This is a genomic window from Prevotella melaninogenica (assembly GCF_018127925.1).
Lineage (GTDB): Bacteria > Bacteroidota > Bacteroidia > Bacteroidales > Bacteroidaceae > Prevotella > Prevotella melaninogenica_C.
In genome coordinates this window covers 111853-135817 of sequence record NZ_CP072347.1, presented here as the reverse complement: position 1 = coordinate 135817, position 23965 = coordinate 111853, and the positions used below count along the sequence as shown (strand labels likewise).

General features: G+C 42.1%; 22 protein-coding genes and 2 pseudogenes. 15 read left to right on the top strand and 9 right to left on the bottom strand.

Translation table 11 applies throughout. The annotated features are described in order from the left end of the window. Window positions 1-34: 34 nt before the first annotated feature. The 9 genes and pseudogenes from J4861_RS00530 to J4861_RS00490 all read left to right on the top strand — a co-directional run. Window positions 35-1219 (top strand): annotated as a pseudogene (locus J4861_RS00530) (DUF2958 domain-containing protein); the annotation flags it as partial. Window positions 1220-1476: 257 nt separating this feature from the next. Beyond that, window positions 1477-2730, top strand: a complete 1254-nt coding sequence (locus J4861_RS00525) for a site-specific integrase (RefSeq protein WP_004359018.1) — start codon at window positions 1477-1479, stop codon at window positions 2728-2730. Between the two features lie 12 nt (window positions 2731-2742). Next, window positions 2743-4026, top strand: a complete 1284-nt coding sequence (locus J4861_RS00520; protein WP_004378883.1) for a site-specific integrase — start codon at window positions 2743-2745, stop codon at window positions 4024-4026. A 55-nt stretch (window positions 4027-4081) separates the two neighbouring features. Next, a complete protein-coding gene (locus tag J4861_RS00515; protein ID WP_004359020.1) occupies window positions 4082-4567 on the top strand; it encodes a DUF1896 domain-containing protein in 486 nt (161 codons plus the stop codon). Window positions 4568-4594: 27 nt separating this feature from the next. Beyond that, on the top strand, window positions 4595-4840 hold the full coding sequence (locus J4861_RS00510) for a hypothetical protein (RefSeq protein WP_118264313.1): 246 nt from the start codon (window positions 4595-4597) through the stop codon (window positions 4838-4840). A gap of 390 nt (window positions 4841-5230) precedes the next feature. Further along, window positions 5231-5500, top strand: a complete 270-nt coding sequence (locus J4861_RS00505) for a helix-turn-helix domain-containing protein (protein WP_004359021.1) — start codon at window positions 5231-5233, stop codon at window positions 5498-5500. 20 nt (window positions 5501-5520) lie between these two features. Further along, a complete protein-coding gene (locus tag J4861_RS00500) occupies window positions 5521-5835 on the top strand; it encodes a helix-turn-helix domain-containing protein (protein WP_004359023.1) in 315 nt (104 codons plus the stop codon). Beyond that, window positions 5823-6332, top strand: coding sequence for a DUF3408 domain-containing protein (locus tag J4861_RS00495; RefSeq protein WP_004359024.1), 510 nt, complete (start codon window positions 5823-5825; stop codon window positions 6330-6332). The genes J4861_RS00500 and J4861_RS00495 overlap by 13 nt, the downstream gene beginning before the upstream one ends. Before the next feature lie 192 nt (window positions 6333-6524). After that, window positions 6525-6944, top strand: a complete 420-nt coding sequence (locus J4861_RS00490) for a plasmid mobilization protein (RefSeq protein WP_004359027.1) — start codon at window positions 6525-6527, stop codon at window positions 6942-6944. Between the two features lie 218 nt (window positions 6945-7162). On the opposite strand, the gene J4861_RS00485 is transcribed toward J4861_RS00490, so the two are convergent. Together J4861_RS00485 and J4861_RS00480 are read right to left on the bottom strand one after the other, a co-directional pair. Next, the gene (locus J4861_RS00485) at window positions 7163-7420 is read right to left on the bottom strand and encodes a hypothetical protein (protein ID WP_004359029.1); all 258 of its coding nucleotides are present in this window, start codon (window positions 7418-7420) and stop codon (window positions 7163-7165) included. After that, window positions 7417-8398: pseudogene (locus tag J4861_RS00480) on the bottom strand (IS30-like element IS4351 family transposase). Before J4861_RS00480 ends, J4861_RS00485 begins: the two are co-directional and overlap by 4 nt. A gap of 193 nt (window positions 8399-8591) precedes the next feature. Here J4861_RS00480 and erm(F) point away from each other — a divergent pair. Further along, window positions 8592-9392 carry a 23S rRNA (adenine(2058)-N(6))-methyltransferase Erm(F) gene (gene erm(F), locus J4861_RS00475; RefSeq protein WP_004359035.1) on the top strand — a complete coding sequence of 267 codons (801 nt, stop codon included), beginning with the start codon at window positions 8592-8594 and terminating at the stop codon, window positions 9390-9392. 149 nt (window positions 9393-9541) lie between these two features. Here the strand turns inward: erm(F) and J4861_RS00470 are convergent, their stop codons facing one another. After that, a complete protein-coding gene (locus J4861_RS00470) occupies window positions 9542-10987 on the bottom strand; it encodes a TonB-dependent receptor (RefSeq protein ID WP_249110755.1) in 1446 nt (481 codons plus the stop codon). Between the two features lie 679 nt (window positions 10988-11666). On the opposite strand from J4861_RS00470, the gene J4861_RS00465 reads away from it, so the two are divergent. Beyond that, a complete protein-coding gene (locus J4861_RS00465) occupies window positions 11667-13268 on the top strand; it encodes a helicase C-terminal domain-containing protein (protein ID WP_249110754.1) in 1602 nt (533 codons plus the stop codon). Between the two features lie 78 nt (window positions 13269-13346). Here the strand turns inward: J4861_RS00465 and J4861_RS00460 are convergent, their stop codons facing one another. From J4861_RS00460 to J4861_RS00435, 6 genes are all read right to left on the bottom strand, one after another. Further along, window positions 13347-14414, bottom strand: a complete 1068-nt coding sequence (locus J4861_RS00460) for a nucleotidyl transferase AbiEii/AbiGii toxin family protein (RefSeq protein WP_211816259.1) — start codon at window positions 14412-14414, stop codon at window positions 13347-13349. Continuing rightward, window positions 14411-15121, bottom strand: a complete 711-nt coding sequence (locus tag J4861_RS00455) for a DUF6577 family protein (RefSeq protein ID WP_211816257.1) — start codon at window positions 15119-15121, stop codon at window positions 14411-14413. Before J4861_RS00455 ends, J4861_RS00460 begins: the two co-directional genes overlap by 4 nt. A 96-nt stretch (window positions 15122-15217) precedes the next feature. Continuing rightward, window positions 15218-15526 carry a helix-turn-helix domain-containing protein gene (locus J4861_RS00450; RefSeq protein ID WP_009228984.1) on the bottom strand — a complete coding sequence of 103 codons (309 nt, stop codon included), beginning with the start codon at window positions 15524-15526 and terminating at the stop codon, window positions 15218-15220. Beyond that, window positions 15514-17574 (bottom strand): bifunctional DNA primase/helicase, encoded by a 2061-nt coding sequence (locus tag J4861_RS00445; RefSeq protein ID WP_211816255.1) that lies wholly within the window; start codon window positions 17572-17574, stop codon window positions 15514-15516. Before J4861_RS00445 ends, J4861_RS00450 begins: the two co-directional genes overlap by 13 nt. Next, the gene (locus J4861_RS00440) at window positions 17571-17951 is read right to left on the bottom strand and encodes a DNA-binding protein (RefSeq protein WP_211810483.1); all 381 of its coding nucleotides are present in this window, start codon (window positions 17949-17951) and stop codon (window positions 17571-17573) included. The genes J4861_RS00445 and J4861_RS00440 overlap by 4 nt, the downstream gene beginning before the upstream one ends. Then, on the bottom strand, window positions 17951-18292 hold the full coding sequence (locus J4861_RS00435; protein ID WP_211816253.1) for a helix-turn-helix transcriptional regulator: 342 nt from the start codon (window positions 18290-18292) through the stop codon (window positions 17951-17953). Before J4861_RS00435 ends, J4861_RS00440 begins: the two co-directional genes overlap by 1 nt. Window positions 18293-19025: 733 nt before the next feature. On the opposite strand from J4861_RS00435, the gene J4861_RS00430 reads away from it, so the two are divergent. The 4 genes from J4861_RS00430 to J4861_RS00415 all read left to right on the top strand — a co-directional run bounded on the left by J4861_RS00430 (window position 19026) and on the right by J4861_RS00415 (window position 23924). After that, the gene (locus J4861_RS00430) at window positions 19026-20294 is read left to right on the top strand and encodes a phage integrase SAM-like domain-containing protein (RefSeq protein WP_211816251.1); all 1269 of its coding nucleotides are present in this window, start codon (window positions 19026-19028) and stop codon (window positions 20292-20294) included. A 130-nt stretch (window positions 20295-20424) separates the two neighbouring features. Continuing rightward, entirely contained in the window at window positions 20425-21300 is an 876-nt protein-coding gene (locus tag J4861_RS00425; RefSeq protein ID WP_211816249.1) for a hypothetical protein, read from the top strand. Between the two features lie 199 nt (window positions 21301-21499). Then, window positions 21500-22063, top strand: coding sequence for a hypothetical protein (locus J4861_RS00420; RefSeq protein ID WP_249110753.1), 564 nt, complete (start codon window positions 21500-21502; stop codon window positions 22061-22063). Window positions 22064-22115: 52 nt separating this feature from the next. Further along, on the top strand, window positions 22116-23924 hold the full coding sequence (locus J4861_RS00415; RefSeq protein WP_211816247.1) for a DEAD/DEAH box helicase family protein: 1809 nt from the start codon (window positions 22116-22118) through the stop codon (window positions 23922-23924). The last annotated feature ends 41 nt before the right edge of the window (window positions 23925-23965 follow it).

The window sequence follows — 23965 nt, the reverse complement described above, 5'->3', positions numbered from 1 at the left end:
GTGAGAAACTTTTTGTATTCAATAGCTACAATCAACAATCCGAATTTGGGACGGACATGCCATCCAGATGGCAAATGCCAAGATTGAGGAAATCAGGCAGGGCTTTATTGATTGGCTCGGACGTACACCTGACACGTTCAAGCAACAACTCTCTGACCGTTATAATCGTCTTTTCAACTGTTTTGTGCGACCCAACTTTGACGGCACGCACCAGACGTTTCCCGACCTTGACCTCAGACGATTGGGCATTGCAGACCTCTACAAGAGCCAGAAGGATGCCGTATGGATGCTCAAGACCAATGGTGGCGGTATATGTGACCACGAGGTGGGTGCGGGTAAGACCTTGATTATGTGTACGGCAGCCTACGAGATGAAGCGCTTGGGACTCTCAAACAAGCCGATGATTATCGGGCTGAAGGCAAACGTCTTCGATATTGCCGACACTTTTAGGAAAGCTTATCCCAATGCTAAGGTACTCTATCCAGGTAAGAACGATTTTAATAAGCAGAACCGCCAACGTATCTTCAACGACATCAAGAACAACGACTGGGACTGTATTATCTTGACGCACGAACAGTTCGGCATGATACCGCAGGCCTTGGAGATACAGGAAGCGATTATGGAGAAGGAACTGGACTCCGTGGAAGAGAACCTCGAAGTGTTGCGGCAACAAGGAAGAGACATCTCTCGTGGGATGCTCAAAGGCTTGGAGAAGCGCAAGCAGACGCTTGAAGCCAAGTTACAGAACATACAGGACAGTATCGCAGAGCGTAAGGACGATGCTGTAGATTTCAAGATGATGGGTATTGACCATTTGTTCGTGGATGAGAGCCACCAATTCAAGAACCTAATGTTCAACACTCGCCATGACCGTGTGTCGGGCTTGGGCAATCCTGATGGCTCACAGCGTGCCTTAAACATGCTCTTTGCCATTCGTACCATACAGGAGAGGTCGGGCAAGGACTTGGGAGCGACTTTCCTTTCGGGAACAACTATCAGTAACAGTCTTACAGAGCTATATCTACTCTTTAAGTATCTCCGCCCGCAGGCTTTGGAAAAGCAAGGTATCAACAGCTTTGATGCTTGGGCAGCGGTTTTTGCCAAGAAATCGACCGACTACGAGTTCTCCATCACAAACGACATCATTCAGAAGGAACGGTTCAGAACATTTATCAAGGTTCCGGAACTGGCTTCATTTTATGCGGAAGTATGGGAGTAGAAAGCAGAAAATGGCATAAAACTCATATCTGACTGAAATACAGCGGATATTGCTTGTTTCTTCTTAGGGTTGCATCATAGGAAACAGGCAGAAAAGGGAGCGAAAAGGAGGGAGTTCAGTTACCAAATCGTTCGAAAAACGATGAAAGGAAAAGGACGGCTGAAAGTGGTAACTAAAACGGAGTTTTCTCTTTCATTATCAATGTTTTGCATCGTTCAAAGTTCCTCAAAGAAGTGTAATTTTGCAAGTAAAAAACAATGGAAAAAGAAAAATTCAAGCTGCTTTTCTACCTCAAGAGAGGTACGCAGGACAAAAACGGAAAAAGTCCCATCATGGGACGCATCAGCGCAGGACGCTCTATGGTACAGTTCAGTTGCAAATGCTCGTGTACTCCTCGTTTGTGGGACAGTCGCAAAAACCGACTGCTGGGCAAGAGTGCCGAAGCCGTATCGGTAAACAAGGAACTTGACCGCCTTCAGGTGAGCATACACAAGGTTTATGAGTCTCTTTCGGGTAAATCCGATGCTCCCATCACGGCAGAGCGAGTACGGGAGCTTGTATTCGGACTGAACAGTGAGTCACAAGGACTGCTGCATCATACAGACGAGTATATCGACCGCTTCCGTGAGCGTGTGGGCATAGACCGCAGCGAACGCAGACTAAAATGCCTGTTGCTCTTTCACAAGCATCTGGCAAACTTCGTCAGGTATCGCTACCGTGTGGAGGATATTCCCGTGCAGAAAGCCGACATCGCCTTTATCAAAGACTTGGAGGACTACTTCGCCAAAGAAAAGGGATTCAAGCTCAACACTTCGGCTGGCTATCTCTCCATGCTGGCTTCCTTGCTCAAAGACCTGCATAAACGGCACATCATTGACACCTATCCCTTCATCAACCATTCCATTCGTTGGGAAGTGGGTACTCCACGTTACATCACAAGGGAGGAGGTAGGTCTTATCGCAGCCTTGGGAGAAGATAAATTGCAAGGCTATGAAAAAGTGTCGAGGGATATGTTCCTTTTCTCCTGCCTGACGGGGCTTTCCTATACCGACGTGTATCACTTGACGGAGCAGCACGTCTTTCACGAAGCGGGAATGACTTGGATACGCAAGCCGAGAATAAAGACGGGCAACGTGTGCCACATCCCCCTACTTCCCGAAGCCACTGCCATTATCGAGCGTTATCGGGGCATTCACACGAGGGCTTTCCGACACGAACCGCCCAAGGGGTATCTGCTGCCCATACCCGGATGCGACACGGTAAACATACACCTCAAAAAGATAGCACGGCTTTGCGGTATTCAGAAAACGCTGACCTATCACATGGCACGGCATACCTTCGCATCTCAGATGACACTGTCGGAGGGCGTGTCCATTGAGAGCGTTTCCAAAATGCTCGGACACAGTCAAATCAAAACCACGCAAGTGTATGCGGAGACATCTCCCGAGCGTGTCTTTCTGGACATAGAGAAAATACTTCCACAACTCGCACATTATCAACTGACCAACTAAAACCGCAGAACAATGAAAAGTACATTTGCCATACTATTCTACATAGATAGAAGCAAGACCAATGAAGACGGACTATGCGTAATCCGTTGCCGTATCACCTGTAATGGAACGTCCTCATCGTTTTCCACGCAGTTGCAAACTTCCCCCGACGAGTGGCTTGCCCGAAAAGGGTGCATCAAGGCGACAACAGGTAATTCAAGCGGCATCAATCTGCAACTGAACTCAATAGAAGAGTGCTTGCATTCACTCTATGAACGTACATTAAGGGAAGAAAACTATATCACGGCGGAATACCTCAAGGAGCGTTATATGCAGCAAAGTCGCCCCATGCCAACACTTACGGAGCTATATCAATCCGTTTGTGAATACAAGGAGGAATTGCAGGGCAGAACATTAAGCAAGGCAACTGTCAGGGCTTTTAAGGACAGCTACAAGAGTTTTGTTCATTTCCTGCAAGTAAGGGACAGGGCAGACTGTATGCCCACAGAGGTGGACAAGACTTTGCTTGAGGACTATCGCCTTTTTATGCTTCGGGACTTGGGAAACAAGGAAAGCAGTGTCGGCAACCGCCTACGCCACTTGCATCAGGTCATTCGCAAGGCATTGCAGGAGCGATACGTTCGTGAAGACCCTTTTGAACTCATAGACATAGAAACGCCTACCTACGAGCGCAATGCACTTACGGCGGACGACCTGCAAAAACTCTTGGCTTACCGTCCGCACCGCTCGACAGATAACCATTGCAGACTTATTTTCCTCTTGGGATGTTTCACGGGGCTGGCATTCTCAGACTTAAAGAAACTCCGAATGGACGATGTTTATACATTCGGGGATGGGCGTAGGTACATATCGCTCTGTCGAACAAAGACACAGAACAGAAGTATTGTCCCGTTGCTGCCCGTTGCCGAGAAAATACTCGCCATTGTGAGCCACGGACGAAGGGAGGGGCTTTTCTTTCGAGAGTTTCCCAGCAACAGTAATTTCAATAGAACTATTCAGGAGATATGTATTAAGGCAGGACTGCCACCGCATACTCAAGCGACCTCGCACACCGCACGGCACACCTTTGCCACGACCATCTGTCTGGAGAACGGACTTCCGATAGAGACGGTGAGCAAGATGCTGGGGCATCGCTTCATCTCCACGACCGAGATTTATGCACGGGTGACCAAGAGCAAGATTGCCAAGGAAATGCAACCCCTGATGGGTAGTGAGCATACAAGGGTACTGCGTAAAGCCTTACGGCTGTGTCCGTCAAGAACACCGAAAAAGTCAAGTCCCATAATTGGGATGTAACAGCCGTAATGAATGATTCAAAAAAAAGAAGTCCAACTTTTTAACAAGAAAAACAATGAAACAGAAGAACAAAAAGGAACTTTCCTACTTCCGATTGAAGTTAAGAAGTTACATGAGTGAGCATCACCCCGAAAAGTTGCAAGATACGGAGTTTATCACTGCACGGGCAGATATGGCTCTCACAGTTTACTGCGATGCTGTAGCACAAGGCTTTACACACATTGAAGCGGAGAGCATGGCAAGCGAGGCATTGTATCAAGGCTTGCACTTTTCCAAGTACGATACGCTTATATCCGTGTTGGAAAACGAGTTTGAAAGGGAACTTCCTGCACCGCTCCCAGAGAAACTCGTACCTATACTGTTGTCGAACAAGGCTGTTCAAGCCACATTCGACAAGTTCGGTTTGACGGACACATTGGCTTCTGACGAGCAATACGGCCGTCTTTACACCGAACTGACAGGCACGATAGTGCTGCTCATCGAGAGCAACAATCTGCCAACGGTCAGACTGACGGAGGAAGCAAGCCTGAAGGCGTTGTAGGCAAAGGCGGCGCACGCAAAGTTCCTGATGCCGTTTCTTATCGTGCAAAGGTACAACGGCAGCCTGTCTGCCCTGACAAGGTCGAGTCCTGCGGATGGAGAGAAGAATCTCCACCGCAGGATTTCTCTGTTTCAAGGTGGTATTGCCATTTTCTATATCCATGCGGTCGTATTCATCTCTCCCAACCTTGCAGGGCTGGGCTGCCGTAGAGAGTATAGGCACGACAAGAATACGGCATACTCAGGCTCTTTGGACGCAAGGCGTAACAACTAACAACAGATAGGACTGACGATAATACGGACAATCTATTGTTTGTACAATTTGTTGTCATGACTATCTGTTGTCAAAACTATATATCGTCAAAATAATCTATCGATAAAACTATCTATCGACACTTCGACATCTCGATTTGTCGAACTATCGAATTATCGATAAAACAACAAGATAATAAAAGGAACGAGCCGGCACCTCATCTCATTACCGCAATAACACAGACGGATTTCCTTTGTTTTTCTATTGCTTTCTCTCTATTTCCCTGCTTATCCTCATTTCTTGCAGTGGTGCTTCCGAGGGGTTACTTTTGCACCCGAGAAGTACGGCAATGGACTGCATAACAGTTTGTTTGCTGAGTAACAATAAAGTAATCAAAACAAAATTAAGGCAATGAAACTCATTATCATCGACCGCAAAGCGTGGGAGCGACATCGCTCCGAATTTGCAGACTTTATCCATCGTGTGGAAAAACTCATCGGTAATCCTCCCAAGACCGAGCAATGGCTCGACAACGAAGCCGTGTGCAAGCGTTTAGGCATCAGCAAGCGTACCCTACAATCATACCGAGATACGGGCAAAATCCCTTTCTCCATGATTGGACATAAGTGTTATTACAAACAGACCGACATCTGTGAAATGCTGAATGCAGTCAAGGATTGAAATCAAAGAATGAATGAATTATGGCAGAGAATGAAATCATTACGCGGGAAGACCCTCAGATGCAGTTGTTTTCACAACTGATGGAAGGCACTTTGAAGAAGTTGGAGCGGTATTGCTCTACCGCCCGTCCGATGCTGAATGGTGAGGTTTACCTTTCGGGTGAGGAGGTTTGCAGCCAATTACGGCTCAGCACACGCACGCTCCAAGAGTACAGAAACTCAGGAACGCTTCCTTTCTACAAAATCGGAGGGAAGATACTCTACAAGCAGAGCGACATACAAGCCATGCTTGAAAAACACTATAACCCGATACCCAAGAAATTATGGCAAGAATAGATGAAAAAAGGAAACAACGCTTGGAACAAGCCATTAGAGATATGGGAAATTATGGCGTTAAGCTCCGCAAGCCCGAAGAGTTACCCGATTTTGACCAGCCCTTCGATTATGAAGAGGAAAAGAGAAGGTTTGAGCCTGTTGATAAAGTTGAGGAACAAAATGACAAGGAGAGTAACAAGGATTTTTCTCAACCGTCCTATCAAGAAACAGCGTTGTCGCCAACAGAAAGGGCTACTTCTACCGAAGAATTTCATCAAAGAATGGGAAAAACAAAGGACAGAAAGCAATTATCCGAGTTTCAGGGGAAATATCTCCAGCCCTTTCGCAACAGCCACCGCAAAGCCGTGTATGTATCAGAGGAAACCCAACGAAAGTTAGACTTCGTGGTGCGGAGAATCGGTGAGCATGGAGCGAGCGTTTCGGGATATGTCGAACAGGTACTGCGGGAACACCTCGACCAATACAAGGAAGATGTGGAAAGATGGAGGAAACTCTGAATTACTGCATTCCTCGAATGCAAGCCTACGCCGAGTTACTGTATTCAATGAATGCAGTAACACAGCAGGGGCTTATAATCCCATTTTCTACATCAGCAAGGTGTGTCTTTGTACCACAAATTGCCATTTGTACCACAAAGACCCTTGCCCCGAAAGGGGATTAAATCACTCCAAAGTCGTGATTAGAAAGCAATGAAGAAGCAAAAACAAAAGAAGCCAGACGGCAGATGTGCCACCTGCCCACGATGGGACAGATGGCACATCAGAATACCTAATTCCGAAGACCAGCAGAAACTTATCAGACTCTATCGCAAGTCGGGAGCAAAGACAAAGAGCGACTTTGTCCGAGCAAGGCTTCTTGGTGAATCTTTTAAGGTCATCACCCAAGACCCTGCAAAAGAACCTTACTTGGAGAAACTCTCAGAAATCGTTGCCTTGGCTCATAAGATAGGAGTTCTGTACAACGAAGTCGTGAAAGTCCTCAATACTTATCATTCTGTTGCCACTGCTCAACAACTGCTCGGCAAACTCGAAACCTATTCCCAAATTCTCATCAGACTACAACAGCAAGCAGTACAACTGACAAAATCCTTTGGGAGTAGAGAAGAATGAATGCTGATAAATCATAACACCCATACTCGTATCGTACCGCGAATGTCCAATCCCTCTTTGGATGATACAAAAGGGTCACTTTGAACGATTACATAGGACCAGTTTCAACGATTTTTCCACTCTGCCCTAATACTTTATCTTTTGGAAAGTACATTGATAATCAGATAATTATTTCAATAACTCCCGATTTGGAGTATTACCCCACATTTATTATTTTTTTATTTTGACAATTCCCGATTTGGGGCATTACCATGACCATTAACAAACACAAAGTCTGTATAATCCCCTATAACTAACGTATCTTTTGAAATTTTCCGTATTTTGTAATCAACATATGGATAGAGCTTTTCCACAGGATGTGGAAGTTTCCAATAAATAAAAACTCGCATGCCATCAACATCAAACACTTTAGGGAATAAAATGTCCTGTTGGGAAGTAAATTCTTCATCTCCTTTCTTATTATAAGCTGAATTCAACTTGCAAATGCAACAGAATTCTGATTAATAATTTGTTTAAATTTTTCGTTTGGCGTGAGGTATCCAAGTCTTTTACGAGGTCGATTATTGAGTTTATTTTCAATCCACTTAATCTGTTTGTTGGTTACTTCACTAAAGTCCTTACCCTTTGGGATATACTGCCTGATAAGCCCGTTGGTGTTTTCATTGGCACCACGTTCCCATGAGTGGTATGGTTTGCAAAAATAGAATTTTATTTCCAATTTTTGCGCAATTTCCTCGTGCTTTGCAAACTCCTTTCCATTGTCAGCCGTAATTGTGTGTATTAAGTTTTTCACTTTCCGCAGTGCCCATACTGCAATCTTAGCTACCGGGATGGCTTCTTTTCCCGACAACTTGCGTATCCAGACCCTGCTTGTTGCTCTGTCGTTAATGGTAAGAATGGCACCTTTGTGGTTCTTACCAATAATTGTATCTATCTCTAAATCACCAAATCTCTCCTTCAGTTCCACTATCTCGGGACGCTCATCAATATCCACCCTGCCTGGGATAAATCCTCGCCCTGCATTTTTAGAACCACGTTTGGCATACCTGCGACCTTGTCTGCGAAGATATTTGTGCAGTTTGCCACCCCGCCGCTTATCCTCCCAAATCCAGCGATATATCGTTTCGTGAGATACCATCGCAATTCCCTCCAAGCGGCTCCTGCCGACAATCTGCTCCGGGCTGAATCCTTTCTTCAACAGCTTTATTATCCGTTTTCTCATTGCCGGTGTAAGCACTTCCTTGCGATGTTTTTGCTGCTTGCGCCTGTCTGCTTTTCGCTGGGCAAGCTCCATGCTATAGCTACCACTTCGGGCGTCGCAATTGCGCTTTATCTCCCTGTAAACAGTGCTTTTATCTACTCCGATAGCTTCCGCTATTGCTTTTTTGCTCATCGGTATTTGCAACATCATAGAAAATTGCATACCTTTGTTCCTCGGTTATATGTTTGCTCATCTGCAACTTTTTTTTCTTTGGACGGACAATTAAAGCAAAGATAGCAAACTTTATCCATTCAGAGTGAGAGAAAGGGGGACATTGTCTCTCTTTCCTCTCTGAAAAATAAATGTTTTTATTGCTTATTATCCGCACCCAAAAAGTTGCATTTATAAGTTGAACTCAAGAAGTATTCACCTGTAAGAAGTTACTAATGACAAAAAAGAAATTGCCCGTTCGTTTTACGGGTCAGCACTTTACTATTGATAAAGTGCTAATAAAAGATGCAATAAGACAAGCAAATATAAGTAATCAGGATACGGTTTTAGATATTGGGGCAGGCAAGGGGTTTCTTACTGTTCATTTATTAAAAATCGCCAACAATGTTGTTGCTATTGAAAACGACACAGCTTTGGTTGAACATTTACGAAAATTATTTTCTGATGCCCGAAATGTTCAAGTTGTCGGTTGTGATTTTAGGAATTTTGCAGTTCCGAAATTTCCTTTCAAAGTGGTGTCAAATATTCCTTATGGCATTACTTCCGATATTTTCAAAATCCTGATGTTTGAGAGTCTTGGAAATTTTCTGGGAGGTTCCATTATCCTTCAATTAGAACCTACACAAAAGTTATTTTCGAGGAAGCTTTACAATCCATATACCGTTTTCTATCATACTTTTTTTGATTTGAAACTTGTCTATGAGGTAGGTCCTGAAAGTTTCTTGCCACCGCCAACTGTCAAATCAGCCCTGTTAAACATTAAAAGAAAACACTTATTTTTTGATTTTAAGTTTAAAGCCAAATACTTAGCATTTATTTCCTGTCTGTTAGAGAAACCTGATTTATCTGTAAAAACAGCTTTAAAGTCGATTTTCAGGAAAAGTCAGGTCAGGTCAATTTCGGAAAAATTCGGTTTAAACCTTAATGCTCAAATTGTTTGTTTGTCTCCAAGTCAATGGTTAAACTGTTTTTTGGAAATGCTGGAAGTTGTCCCTGAAAAATTTCATCCTTCGTAGTTCAAAGTCGGGTGGTTGTCAAGATGATTTTTTTGGTTTGGTGTCGTCTTTTTTTAAGCTGCCGCATAACGGCTGGCAAATTGGCGATGGAGCCGACTTTTAGCACAAATGTTGAATAGAATTACTAATCTTCAACATTGCACAAAAGTTCAATAGAAGTACTTCACCGGCTCTATTGCCAATTTGTTTGTTATGTGCCTCTTGTCATCAAGTGTCAGCAAAGCCTGTATGGAAGGCTGTTGTGTGTTTCCGTTATAACGCAGTTCAACTTCTATTTTTCCGTTGTTCCACTTTGCGCCGAACTTGGGCTTGTATTCCGTAGCCTTGACTGTATAGTCCACTGTTTCCGAATTGTGTTGCCGGCAGATATTCCTGCGTTGCCATTCTACATCAATGCCACTGTTTATCTTCCATTGCTTACCCTTATAATCCATTCTCAGGGTGAGTTCCTGCCCACATATAGATAGTGTGTTCTCATAACTTAGGCTATCTATGTATGGTCTATTCGGTATAGTATAGTCGTAAGTGTTGCTTGTGTTTCTATCCTCTTCGTGATGCAGTCCGTACCCTGTCTGCAATTTCAACTGTTTGCCAAAAGGATGGGTATATTGCAATGATATTCTGCTTTCGTTGCGCAGGGTGGGCAGTTGTTGGCAAAGATTGCGCAACAGTAGTGAATCTCCGCCCACAGCGTTGCGCAGGTGGTGGAATTTCGTCAGTGAAAGGCTGGTATTATTAGTTTCATTCGAGTTACCGCCAAGTGTCGCCTTCACGGTAAATGATGCCCCAGCCTTGCCAATCCGCCGTGTGAGGTCGGCAGATACATGGTAATTCTTTCCATTGCTTTTTGTGTTATTTCGCAGCGTTCCCGAGGTCAGCGTGTCCGCAGCCGTATTGCGCTCATATAGGTATGTTGTGTTGTCAGTCAGGTTGTCTGACCGTCCGAAGTTTCCATTTGCACTTATATTCAGCAAAGTCTTTTTGTCTATGTTATACTGCAGATTTATGTTTGCGGCATTACTGTGATTCTTGCTCAAGGAAAGCAGCATTGATTCCCGATATTTTGTTCCCGATGAAAGATATTGCTCATCATAGTCATGATTCTCGCTTCCATTGTGGAAGGCATTGAGTGAGAGGCTTGCATTGAGCGTAATTTTCTTACCAAATTTCTTCACGATATTGCCCGACAATATGTTTTGGAAATTGTTTCCCCCAATGTTCATATTACTAAGATTGTCAGAGCGCAAAGTCAGCGAGGTGTTTTCGCCATCGGCATTGAATAGATTGCCCTGTACCTCATCCCTGCGTCTGTCGCGATTGCCGTGTTCAGCCGTTAGTGTTCCTGTCAGGCTGCCATTGTAGGTAGATTTGGTCTTGATGTCCAGCACATAATTGTCGGCACCATCATCTACTCCCGTCATTTTCTCCAATGCGCTGAGCATGTCATACAGTTTCAGTAGTTCCACTGCATCGGTTGGCATATTCTCCAACGCTGCGATAATGTCGTTGCCCATAAAGGTCTCGCCATTGATGTTTACGCCGTTCAATGGCTTTCCTTTGAATGATAGTTGCCTGTTCGCCTTGTCGTATTCCATGCCCGGAATATTCCTGATTAAGTCTTCCAAGTTAGCACCTTTCCTTACTCGAAGGCAATCAGTATTGATAAACGTGGTGTCTTTTCTTATGGAAAACAATTTCCGCTGTCCAATAACTTGAACTTCATCGAGTTCTATCGTTTTATGTAATGAAGAAACATGTTTTCGAGTAGGGTATATAGTATCACCCACAACTAAATTCAAAATAGTAGCATTAGCAGTGGGAAACAGCAGAAGTAGAATGATGAAGATTAAAAGAAATCTTTTGATTATCATTTTGCAAAATTACCATTGTTCATAGATATATGCAATACCTTAAAATGGCGATTTTATAGAATTAGAAATGTCTAAGGTTGATTTTCATTGAAAAAACAACGTAAATACTTTGCTTATATGAATTATATCGCTATCTTTGCAACATCAAACAGAGAGTTCTTTGAGACTTTGCAGAATAAAGAAAGGGAAAGAAACTCGCTCGTTTCTTAGTCGTTCACCTTATCAGATTATATATTCTGCTTTTTATTAGTAATCAGTCGATTACATTCACCCCCATTACTTTTATGCGGAGATTTGCGATTTTCGTACCGCCAAAGACATCGGTATCGACAGACCGGAGAAGAATGAGATACTGCACAATATACCGCCAACACCCGAGCAGGAAGTTTTTATCGGCAAGCTGATGGAGTTTGCCAAAAGTGGTGATGCCACGATCTTAGGACGAGCACCTCTGAGTGAGAGCGAGGAAAAGGCAAAGATGCTTATTGCAACGGACTACGCCCGCAAGATGAGCCTTGATTTACGCATGATAGATGAAAATGGGTACTCAGATCATATCGACAACAAGGCAAGTCACTGTGCCAAGATGCTCAATGACTATTACCAAAAGTTCGATGCACAGAAAGGAACGCAGTTCGTTTTCTCTGATTTAGGTACTTATAAGTCCGGCGGAGACTTCAATGTCTATTCGGAAATCAAGCGTAAGCTGGTAGAAGACTATCATATCCCGTCCTACGAGATACGCTTCATTCAAGAATGCAAGAACGAGAAGGCCAAGAAAGCGATGGTAGATGCCATGAACCGTGGTGACATTCGCATTATCTTCGGTTCTACCTCTATGTTGGGTACTGGTGTGAATGCCCAGCAACGTGCCGTTGCGGTCCATCATTTAGACACGCCTTGGCGCCCATCAGACTTGGAGCAGCGCAACGGACGAGCCGTGCGCAAGGGAAACCTTATCGCCAAAGAGTTTGCGGACAACAAGGTTGATGTGATTATCTATGCCGTGGAACGTTCCTTGGATAGCTACAAGTTTAACCTGCTGCATAATAAGCAGCTTTTCATCAATCAGCTGAAGACAAACACGCTTGGCAGTCGCACCATCGATGAGGGTTCAATGGATGAGGACAGCGGCATGAACTTCTCAGAATACGTAGCGGTGCTTTCTGGCAATACCGACCTTTTGGAGAAAGCAAGATTGGATAAGAAGATTACCACCTTGGAATCAGAGCGCAAGAACTTTCTTCGGGAGCGTGACGCGGCAACGGGCAAGTTGGCTGAGATTGAGAGTTCGGTATCCTTCCATACGGACAAAATCAAAGAGGCACAGTCAGACCTGGCTCTATTTGAGCAGCGTGTGGAGCGTAATGATGAAGGTACACCTATAAATAAACTGACAATCAAAGGTGTGGAAGACAGCACCGATATCAAGGTCATTGCTGCACGCTTGCAGGAGATAGACGAGAAGGCACGCACCAAAGGAGAGTACAACAAAATCGGTGAGATTTATGGGTTTTCCATCATGGTCAAGACAGAGAGCACTTCCAAGGACTTGTTCGACTACTCGGTGAACCGCTTCTTTGTGAAAGGGCAGGAGTCTATCTACTACACTTACAATAACGGTAAGTTGGCAACAGACCCGAAACTTGCCTGCCAGAACTTCGTTAATGCTTTGGAACGTATTCCAAAGGTAATAGAGTCGCATGAGAAGGAAATGGCAAAGGTTGTTGCAAATAAAGATGTTTATACTAACATTGCTAACAGTTCTTGGAAGAAAGAGGACGAGCTTCGCTCACTTAAAAGTGAAACTGCTGAATTGGACAGAAAGATTGCGCTTACCCTTACTCCACCTGATGAAGAAAAGGAAGAAAAAGAGGAAATAAAGCAAAGAAAAGATTTATCCAACAACAACTACTCTGCCAAAATAAAAAATGAGAATAACCCTATCCAAAATAAAGAAGAGGATAGCCGGTTACAGAGTTTCAGACCCAAGTGGAGACACTAATGGAAGTGTATTTGTAATTATTTATCGAGCTGGTTAGATTTTGGCAATAATACTTGTTTGTTGCCAAAATCTAACTGATTATTTTTGTAATAGTTCGCTCGTCTTGACCCAATAGAAGAAAGCTTCAGGTAGTACTTTCTTCAATTTGTTGAGTTTATTATTGACGGAAGGAGACAATTCCATGGCAAGTATGGTGTTTAGATTTCCATCGTATTTCTCAATTCTCGTGCTTGATTTCTCTATTGAGGTAGCAAGATAAGCCGCACGAGCCGAATCTACGATAGCTTCTTCTATGCGATATTTCCCCTTATAGATGTAGCCGTCTATTTTCTTAATACCACTTTGCAGCATATTGAAATCACCTTTACCCTTTTGCCCTCTGGTAGCCAGACACAAGGCGGTCTCCCTAATATCCTCATAAATGAGTGACAGTTCAGCGGGTAAGCCCCGATATTGCAATTCGATTTTCCCTATTTGGGTGAAAATATCCTTAATGTGCTGAAAGTTATCGGCATGTTCAAACAGCCTACCTACATCGTATAGCTGCTTGATAATTTCCAATGAGCGGTCTCTACCTCCCTTGATATAAGGAATGCCTGAGGTATTGGGGGCAAATGCCGTAAGTTTATCACCGAGAATATCATCAGCAGAGGGCACAGTTACCATCAATGGCTCATTGTCCAATTCTATAAAAGGACCTTTAATCTCGACTTCTTCGGTAGCATGATATTGTAAATCCTCGTACAGGACATCAAGCAGTATATATGCAGGTTTATCATCGTTCTTATAAGCTATGTGATAAAAGAATTTCGAGTGACTCTTTGGAATATTCGTGTCTCTCTGCTGCCGCTCTTCAAGAGTTTTGGATATAAAACCGAACTTTTCTATATCTTTCAGATATGGCTCAATATCCGTACCTGGTGGACAGATAATGTCAATGTCTATGGATAGTCGATGGGCAGATTCTCCCAAAATAAGCATCAGAGCCGAACCACCCTTGAAACAGAAAGGGCAACCGGACAATTTCAGCATCTCCAAGAGCGACATTGCCCTAATAACTTTCTCTATCAGATTCAGGTCTTTATATTTGTTACGAACAGATATGGCCTTTATCCATTCTGCAGTCATACATTTCTTCTTGATCATACAAATTCCTTGATATATTTTTCTATTTGCGGTTTAATATTGCGCCGTGAGGCATAACGCAGTAACATTCCTATATTCACATTATAGTTGGCAAAGGCATTCTGCATCATGTACAAGGACTCTTGTCCTTGCAGGTAGAAGAAATCCCTGTCACATTGGATATCAACTAAGAGTTTCTCTATTGTTGGTACATTGATACCGTTTACTTCCTGTATGGGCGATTCTGAAACAAGAGGCTTCACAATAAAGGATCTTTTGTCCAACCGGATATAATCGGACATAATATCCTCCTTTGGCGAAAGGAAACTGCGTTCGTGCATATCCTGTACAAAGTGGAAAATGGTTTCAGTGGCATCACGCTCCGTTTCTATATAGATATTGTTGTTATACGACAGGTGATGCTGCAAGTCAGACAGTATTTCACCATTATAGACACAAAAGTCCAATAAGGGATATACCGCTTTTAATTTCTTATACAACCGAATGGAGTGAGCATTAGGAACAGGATGGAAAATGTTTTTTGGGGTTGTTGTATATACTCCTTTGCTTATTCTGAATATTTTTTTTTCGTCCAACAACTTGCGTAAATGCCAAGACAACATCTTCTTGGAAAGTTCAATCTTCCCAGAAAGATACTCAGACAAGTCATTCGTTCTGAATTCCTTGTTGGTGTTTGCAAAATCTACAATGATATTACTGACATTCATTCTGCTAGCATTAATGGTCCGATGCAAAGATAGTTAGATTTTGGCAATAAAACAAATATATTGCCAAAATCTAACTTATTATTATACCGTCTTTCGTTACCAACCATCTCGCTTTCGTACCATTTCATCAATTTCTTCCCGAAGGAAAAGTAACCTGCCATTGGCTTTGAGATAGGGAATTTTTCCTGCCCACACCCAATTATATATGGTCTTTTGCTCCACTTTGAGTATCTTGGATACATCTATGATATCCAAGTATTCGGGTTTCAGGGGAGGATGGACGGTTGTGTCAACAGATTGATCCTGCAGGACAAGCAGGCGGTCGAGTTTATCCTCGACGCTTATCAGCTTGTCGAACAGGCGTTTTTGCCAAGTGTCTTCGGTTTTATAATCTATGTACGGCATAGTTCTCCTTTTTGATAGTTACCATTGGTATCTTGTGCCAAGATACGTTGTTCTTTCATATAGGCGATGTATTTCTTTGCAGTTCTGTCCTTGATTTCCATTTCGCGCATCAGAACCTCACAAAGTTCTTGGTAAGTGAGCTTGAAAGAATTTCGGAAGGCTTCTTTGACAACGGCAATGAGTTCATCAGTCTTGCGCTTTTCCTTGTCCTCTTTAGATTTCTCGCCACGATAGACGTGCATGTCCTCAGCCTTATCCCAGCCGAAAAGCATCATCGGTACGTCCAACGGACTTCCGTCACGGACTTTCAATGCTTTTACGACCGAGTATTCGGGATTATCATCTTTCTCTATGGAAAGAATTCCCGCTGCTTTGCGCTGCAATTCTGAGCCGATATGCCCACGGAGTTTAATACCATTCGGTACGAAGTGTAGCACGCATATGATACAGGTATTATAAATCCCCGCCAAGCGATAAAGCTCGTCCACAATGGCAATACTTTCCGTTTCATCGTTGGCAGAACGTATTAAGTCGGCTATTCCGTCAATCACCACGAGATGGATACCTCCATGCCTGTGATGGAACAAATCCATACTCTCACGGATAAGGTTCAGTCTGTCCTTACGAGACAGAGAGGCAAGGTACAGAGAATGGCAAAACTCCGGTACTGCCGTCAAAGAAGCCCTACGCAGTGTCTTACCCAAGTTCTTGTGCAACTGTGCCTCGGACTGTTCAGTGTCATAGTGTAGGACCGCCAAGCCTTTGGGATTGGCGGTGATCTCCAATCCCAAGGTCTTTTCTATCGGCAATCGTTTTTCTCCCAACGCTCCGGCAAGGATGGCACCCACATAGTTGCTCTTGCCCGTACCCTCACCTCCGGTAATGCAGAACAGGTTATCCTGTGTGCCGAGTGGCACACCGTTTACTGCTACTACTGATTTGGAAATGTCCGGTGGATTCTCATAATCAATCTCACAGGAACGTAACATCATTATGGTTTGGCTATATAGATCTGAGAACATCTTGGCAAGCAGCTCTTTCAGTTCCTTTGCCCCGTTGCCTAAGGCAAAGAAATCAGAAATGTCTTTTTCAGACTTCGTACCACTTAGCGGAAGTGAAAGGTTCAAGACCTTGTATTCCACCAGATGTTCAGACTGTTTATGTGCCTCCCGTACACCTGTTTCATCCGCATCATATAAGAGTATTATATGCCTAAAACGAAGCTGAAGGCTCTCAATGATACTTGTCGGTATCTGTGCCGTTTCACTGTTAAAGCAAATCGCATTGAAGCCGTGTGCATACAATGAGAGTACATCCTTTTCTCCACCTGTAATGAAAAGCATATCTCCTTTGGCAGGAATCTGCTCCATTCCGAAGCAATAAGTAGCAGGCATCCGTCCACCATAAAGAAAGCGGATTTTTGGACTGTGAGGTCGGTATATCTTTACATAGCCATTTCCTATATAGGCAAACATAGGTTCCGTAGGTGATCCATAAAGTTCAAACTTCCTGTCTTCAGCAGATACACTTTCATAGCGCTTAAGACTCCGTACACAAAAGCGACGGAGTGTATCTTCATGGATGCCGTAATGCGCCCAATAGTTCAGCAGACCATCGTCAAATGGCTGTATCTCAAAACTATATGGACGTTCTTCCGTACACTTGGTTATATCAGCCTTAGGAGTGGGAACAATAGTTTCTTTATATGCTGACATGATATGGCTGCTATGCTTTTCACCATCACATAAAGAATACAATCCAAGTTCTTGTACTATCGTTTCCAATACTTCGGGAAAACTTGTTTTCAGGTTCAAATTACGGAGGGTTGCCACAAACCAGAAACAATCCCCAGAATAGGTGGTATCTCCATGATCATAGAATTTGTAAGAAGAAGTTTTCCTGTCGTAGTAGATATGGCAGGAAGCTCGCCTGTCGTCATAGAAAGGACTTCGGAAGTTGCGATGAAGGTTCACCTCAAAGCCAAGGAAATGTGAAAACACATTCAAACCTCCTTGTGTAAGCAAAAGAATCTGTTCCTTTTCTATCATAATTGTCGGTTTTTAGGATTAAGACATGAACTCATGATGAGATTGTCCTTGAAACGGTTGAGCCGCCCAAGAACCTCATCGTTTCTCATACCTGATATGCGGAGTCGGTTACATTTCGTGGCTATCACGATAGACTTGAAGAAGTAGCGCACATCGCCACCCTCCGTGTAGCGGTAACGCACTAGCTGCTTCTTGCGCCAGCGGTAAAGGGTGGACTCTGAAACATTCAGAGTCCCGATAAGGTCTTTCGTGGTCATCTCCAGCTCGTCGTCAATGTCTTGAATAAGACGGGAGGTGCGCTCAACATACTGCTCAATACGATTGAGCTTGTCTATCAGTTCTTGATAGGCTTGGCTTTCTACTGCTATTATTTCCATCAGCGTAATCGTTTGGTTTTAATTGTTACATGTTCTATTCCAAGTTCACTGACTAACTGTGAAAGTCTTCTGAATGCTTCCTCAGTAAAAACCTCCAGATGAATTTCTGCTATAGGTAAAGGACCGGGCTGCCCATTACGTGCAAGAAACTCAAATATTTTGGTAGACGGGATGCCCACCTTTGAAGCGTACATCAGAATTTGTTCAAGAGTCATTGCTGTCTTTCCTCTTTCCCAGCGCGAGATTCGACTCGAACTAACTTTCAGAATAACAGACAGATACTCCTGCGAATAACCATTTTTCACTCTTGCTGACTTCAGCATTTCCAATAACTTTTTCATACTTATAAAGTTACTAAAGCACCGTTACAAGAGCAACCCGCCACATGCAAATGTTTGCACACTATGCAATCCGTCTTGCAGACGGTGCAAGTTTGTTTGTTAGTAGCGGAATACACAGTGTACCAATAAATATAACGAACTAAATCTAAAACATTTTATTACTCTTATATCTTTGTATAATTATTATTGTTTTGTAAAACTCCAGTGCAAGGTGCAAGTCCCTTTATATATAAGGGCTTGCACCTTGCACTGGAAAATGTAGCAGTAAAATCTCTAAATATTTATGGCACAAAGATTTGGAGATATAAACAAAAAGATCTAACTTTGTACTCCGAGAATGGGAATGAGCGTGCTTTCAACAGATAGTCAAAATAGCGGTCATAAACCAGTCAGTTTGCTGCTACATTTCTGCTACAGAGACTGTCAGTACAAAAAGGTAAATATTTAGCTAACAGCGATAAGGACATATTGTGGATTAGTTCAGGCTGGTCCACAAAGGGAAAAGAAGAGCTTTACACTATGCTGTAAGGCTCTTTTTTATTGGTAATCAAGTAGTTTCATCAGTAGGTTATGATGACTATAACGATTCATTTGTTGTAAAATCCCTCTATCTTCTCCTTAGTTTAGAACGCACATATCACGCTATTTTGAGCAAAATTTCAGCTAATTTACCCACTTGTTGACCTCCTGTTGACCTATTGTTGACCCGAGGTTGACCTCAAAACGAGAGATTATGCTGACAATTAAAGCAGAGATTCAGAGAGACAAGTTAAGGCAGGATGGCAGTTACAACGTCCGCATCAGGTTTACGAAAGACCGTAAGGTAAAACGTATTTCCACAAGTCTGTTTGCAACAAAAGCCGATTTAACTGACAGGTTTACTATCAAGGAAGATTCTCTTATCAAGCAGGAAGCGGACATACTTATCCTTCATTACCGTAAGATGTTTAACGAAATGCACTTAGAAACAGAGACGCTTGATGTAAACGAGATTGTAGATCGACTGAACAGCAGGGACAAAAGCGACAAACCAGTAGATTTTATCCAGTTCGCTAAGGAATGGATTGCCAATTCCACGTTAAAGGGAGCAGTCAACTACACCTCCGCACTTAACAGCCTCATCCGATTCAACAAAAGTGAGAAGCTGTACACGCATCAAATTACAAGTGAATTCCTGCAAGAGTTTATGGCATTCTTACTCCATGAAAGTAAGGAACGAGCGGAACAACTGAAGAAGAAAGGCAAGCGTGTTCCCTCTACTCGCAGCACCTCCCTTTACTTGATGAGCATTCGTAGATTGTTTAAGGAGGCTGTAAAGCAATACAACAAGCCAGACCAAGGGCTAATCCGTATCAAGAATACCCCATTTGCTTATTTCCAAATCCCCAAACAGGAATCAACACGAAAAAGAGCTATCACAGCAGAATTAATCCGTAAGATAGAGCAGTTACCGTATCAGACTGTTTATAAAGGCATACACCACACCAACCGCTTCAATCTCGCAAAGGATTGTTTTATCCTCTCATTTTGCATGATGGGAATAAACTCTGTGGATTTATTTAACGCAACCGAATATGATGGTAATACGCTTACTTACTATCGTACTAAGACGAGAGACAGGAGAATGGATAAAGCTAAGATGATAGTAACAGTTCCTAAGATATTGCATCCTTTATTTGAGAAGTACAAGGATACAACAGGCAAACGGATATTCAATTTCTACCAGAATTATGTCAATGAGAAAGCCTTTAACAAAGCCATCAACAAGGGATTGAAAGAGATTGGTAGTATTCTTAAAATTGAGGATTTAGAATATTATGCTGCACGCCATTCTTGGGCTACCATTGCCCTTAACAAGGTCGGAGTAAGCAAATACGTGGTACACGAAGCCCTCAATCATATTGACGAATCTATGCGAGTAACCGACATTTATATTGAACGTGACTTCTCAAATGAGAACAAGGCAAATGCAAAAGTCGTAAAATACGTGTTTGGGAAATAATGTGACAGAATATAACGAAAAAAAGTTTTATACCCCTTGTTTAGAAAATGTCACCCAAAGAAAACTCCATCGGCTCTAATGCAGGTGGAGTCTTTTTATTACCTTTGCAGGGTATCAAAAGATAAAGGATATGACATTTGAGATTAATAAAACAGAATATATTGCTGTTATAGCAGGAATGGACTGTTTACCACGTACCAATGAGGACGAAATTATAGATCCCTCATATATCGAACTGGCTCAAAAGGCAGCGACAGATCATTTTGCTAATAGATTTTCCAAGTTATTCAAGGATAATCAAGAAAAGTACGAATTATTCCTTGGAAATAATCATATTCAAAAGCAACTTTCGAAATGGCAACTTGACCCTATCAAATTCTGGTATCTACATTTGTTTATCATCGATTATGCAACAGATGCCTTTAGAAGTGTCACCATATTTGAGGAACTAAGCACAAAGCAGTATATTGAAAAACTTATCAAATCCTTAGAAAAAACAGATATAGAGAAATTCTGTCTCGATATAAGGATTAATAAAGAGAAGTTGTCAACTCGAAATCCTTGGGTAGGTGTAGCCTTACTTTCTGCTCTAAAACAAGATTTCCCATTTGACTGGGTAAATAATAATACGTTTGTTTCTAAAGATATCAAAGAGGATATAGAACGCTACACAACTGCAAGAATGAAATTTTCCACAGAATTATACAGCCACTTCTTTGATCAATATCTTCACAAATCACAACGAGGTAGAAAGTCCTTTATAGGTAAATTCCTTTACTTGGCTGATTTGACAAGGGATGAACGTTATTGGTATGGATGTAAACCAACATTAGAGAAATACTGTAAGAAATACGAAATTGCCCAATATCAAAAGATTATGGTTGAGGGAGTAGAATATATTGCCATACCATTTGATGTGGGAAAGGATTTATCAGACCACATAAAGAAATGTACCATGATTCCCCAATTACGCCATTCTTTCTACTTTTCTCCAGTTGACGAGTAAGTAACTATCATCCATTATTTTAGGTTTTAGGGAATTTTCCATTGTAAAAAATTCCCTAAAGCCCTCAAGCCTTCTTTACTTTCTTTCCCCTTAATTTCCCCTTACCTTTGCATCGCAATTACGAGACAAGCGCGCTGTCTAAGTGATTGTGAGGTAACTGGCTCACCTCTTAATGTAAGAGCCGTAATATAATAAAAAAATGAAGAATAACAATGCTAATAAGAAGGTTAAGAACGCAGAGGTATCTGCAAGTACAGGAACTCAAAACAAAGAAAGCATGAGAGAAGGTACATTCACGTTACCAACTTTACAGGAAGCACAAAACCAGTATGACAACATCGGAGCTTACAACCAGCTCCAAGCAATGATGAAAGCAGGGCAGAAGTTATCTGTCAAATTCTATACAGGAAAGGACAACAAGCCATGTGCTTGGATTGAGAGTAAGCAAGTGGCAGGATTTAGGTACGAACTTAAAGACACAAGTTTTAAAGGTTTGATGAACTACCTCATATCAGGTGAGGTTACTGATTTTGACTCTTCGCCTATGAAAGTTCAGCCTTTGAAAGAGGGAACCAATTATGCCCTCTTTGTGTTGAAGCTGATGCTGGAACAGCATTGGGGTATCCAGTTCACACCTCTTTTCAGAGGAAGGTCTAACTACATTACAGCTCAAAAAGTGTTGTGGAAAGGAAAAATATATTTCCAAATTCCAAGGACGGAAGAAAATATAGAATTACTACGAGATTACAATGTAGCCATCTAAACAGGAATAGAAGGAGGGCTTAAATTCCCTCCTCCATAATAAAAAATTAAATATGGAGAAGAAATTTGAAATCTCAGTGAGTTACGGCAAGGTACAACATCTTTCAGAAGTCCTGCCATTGATTCCAACAAATACAATCCTTTGCAAGACACTTACTGGCATAGGAGCAACTTACGGAGAAATTCGGTCTGCCAGAAACTCTATCATCATAGAGCCGAACAGACCTGTTATATATGGGAAGTGTCGTGCCCCAAAACATAAAAATGACAATCTGTTTGGAGTTTACGAGGGCATCTATACCCAAGACATTGTTAACTACATCATAAAATCTCAAGACATGAACAAGAAGATAAAGATACTGACCACTCCCGAGAGCTTCTACAAGGTGAGAACAGCATTTGAACAGATGGGGATAGATATTCGGACAGACGGTTATTTCCTATTGTTCGATGAGTGCCAGAAGATTGTTAAAGACTGTGGCTATCGTAAAAACATATCACTGCCAATGGATTTCTTCTTTGAGTGTCAAGACAAAGCTATGGTTTCTGCTACACCTCCATCAGAGTTTGCAGACTCACGGTTTGAGAATTTTGATATTCTCATCATCCATCCCGACTTCAACTACAAAAAAACGATAACGGTTTGTACCACCAACAATGTACTGGAGAGAACACGGCAGTTGTTACTACAACTGGACGAGCGACCAGTTTTCTTTTTCGTAAACTCCACGGACATTATCCTTGCTATGATGGAACAACTTGGATTAAGGGATCAATCAGCGGTGTTCTGTTCTGCCGACAGTGTGGATAAACTGAAATCACAGAAGTTTAGCAACGCACACGAAAACTGGGAGAAGAAATACATGGCAAAATACAACTGGATGACAAGCCGTTTTTACAATGCTATGGATATAGAGTTGAATGAAAATCCAAATGTTGTGATGATTACCGATTGTTACACCGCTGATTACACAATGATAGACCCTTATATGGATGCAGTGCAGATAACAGGGAGATTTCGTAATGGAACTAACGCCATCTACCATATCAGTAATTTCGATAAAAGAATCCCAATAAAAGACAAGAAGAGCATTATCATACGGTATCAATGCGATAAGGAAATATATGAGAACTTTAGAACATTCAAGAACTGTGAAACAGATATCAACCGAAGGGCGGCTTTCAATGATGCTATGAATGTGTTGCCTTACAATAGATTCCTTAACGATTACAGCAAAGAGGATGCTTTCAAGATAGACAACTATATCCACGAAGAATTGGTAAGGGTGATGTACCATGATTATACACGTCTCTATCAAGGATATAATGAATGTGGATATTTTGAAGTAACCACCTCAAACATAACTTATAGATACGGTGATTATGATCGATTGAAAATTACAAATAATACTTTGCCTATCAAAGATATACGGAAACGAATTGTAGACCAGTTGGAAGCTCTAAAAGAAGACGAGACAGAAATGGCAATGCAATTCCGAGATGAACTTCGTCACATAGATTCTTTCATAGTAAAAGCATGGGAGGTGTTAGGGAAACAGACGATTGAGGAACTTAATTATAATTCTAAATTAATTAGGGAGAAGATAATACTTACCTTACATGAGAAGAAGGCTAAATCTTCAGATGTAATTAGAATGGTCTATAATTCGTTTACTTCAAGGCATTGGTATGCTTCTTCTTTTATAAAGCAAGAGCTGAAGCGGATACACAATTCATTAGGAGTTCCCAAGAGTAAAGCTATCACTGCAAAAGATATATGTCAATACTTCGAAGCTACAGAGAAACGGAAAGCAAAAGAAAGAGGTTATTACCTCATCAGTCTGAAATTTACTACAGAATGAAAACTATTAGATTAAGATTACTCTTTATAAAGAAACTATCA

Bases quoted from the DNA above. Each gene is read 5' to 3' on its own strand.
- J4861_RS00440 (WP_211810483.1), bottom strand. From the start codon at position 17,951: ATGGAAATAATAGCAGTAGAAAGCCAAGCCTATCAAGAACTGATAGAC.
- J4861_RS00430 (WP_211816251.1), top strand. From the start codon at position 19,026: ATGCTGACAATTAAAGCAGAGATTCAGAGAGACAAGTTAAGGCAGGAT.
- J4861_RS00515 (WP_004359020.1), top strand. From the start codon at position 4,082: ATGAAACAGAAGAACAAAAAGGAACTTTCCTACTTCCGATTGAAGTTA.
- J4861_RS00525 (WP_004359018.1), top strand. From the start codon at position 1,477: ATGGAAAAAGAAAAATTCAAGCTGCTTTTCTACCTCAAGAGAGGTACG.
- J4861_RS00520 (WP_004378883.1), top strand. From the start codon at position 2,743: ATGAAAAGTACATTTGCCATACTATTCTACATAGATAGAAGCAAGACC.
- J4861_RS00425 (WP_211816249.1), top strand. From the start codon at position 20,425: ATGACATTTGAGATTAATAAAACAGAATATATTGCTGTTATAGCAGGA.
- J4861_RS00465 (WP_249110754.1), top strand. From the start codon at position 11,667: ATGGAGTTTGCCAAAAGTGGTGATGCCACGATCTTAGGACGAGCACCT.
- J4861_RS00460 (WP_211816259.1), bottom strand. From the start codon at position 14,414: ATGATCAAGAAGAAATGTATGACTGCAGAATGGATAAAGGCCATATCT.
- J4861_RS00455 (WP_211816257.1), bottom strand. From the start codon at position 15,121: ATGAATGTCAGTAATATCATTGTAGATTTTGCAAACACCAACAAGGAA.
- J4861_RS00505 (WP_004359021.1), top strand. From the start codon at position 5,231: ATGAAACTCATTATCATCGACCGCAAAGCGTGGGAGCGACATCGCTCC.
- J4861_RS00510 (WP_118264313.1), top strand. From the start codon at position 4,595: ATGCCGTTTCTTATCGTGCAAAGGTACAACGGCAGCCTGTCTGCCCTG.
- J4861_RS00500 (WP_004359023.1), top strand. From the start codon at position 5,521: ATGGCAGAGAATGAAATCATTACGCGGGAAGACCCTCAGATGCAGTTG.
- J4861_RS00420 (WP_249110753.1), top strand. From the start codon at position 21,500: ATGAAGAATAACAATGCTAATAAGAAGGTTAAGAACGCAGAGGTATCT.
- J4861_RS00470 (WP_249110755.1), bottom strand. From the start codon at position 10,987: ATGGAATACGACAAGGCGAACAGGCAACTATCATTCAAAGGAAAGCCA.
- J4861_RS00495 (WP_004359024.1), top strand. From the start codon at position 5,823: ATGGCAAGAATAGATGAAAAAAGGAAACAACGCTTGGAACAAGCCATT.
- J4861_RS00450 (WP_009228984.1), bottom strand. From the start codon at position 15,526: ATGCCGTACATAGATTATAAAACCGAAGACACTTGGCAAAAACGCCTG.
- J4861_RS00435 (WP_211816253.1), bottom strand. From the start codon at position 18,292: ATGAAAAAGTTATTGGAAATGCTGAAGTCAGCAAGAGTGAAAAATGGT.
- J4861_RS00445 (WP_211816255.1), bottom strand. From the start codon at position 17,574: ATGATAGAAAAGGAACAGATTCTTTTGCTTACACAAGGAGGTTTGAAT.
- J4861_RS00490 (WP_004359027.1), top strand. From the start codon at position 6,525: ATGAAGAAGCAAAAACAAAAGAAGCCAGACGGCAGATGTGCCACCTGC.
- J4861_RS00415 (WP_211816247.1), top strand. From the start codon at position 22,116: ATGGAGAAGAAATTTGAAATCTCAGTGAGTTACGGCAAGGTACAACAT.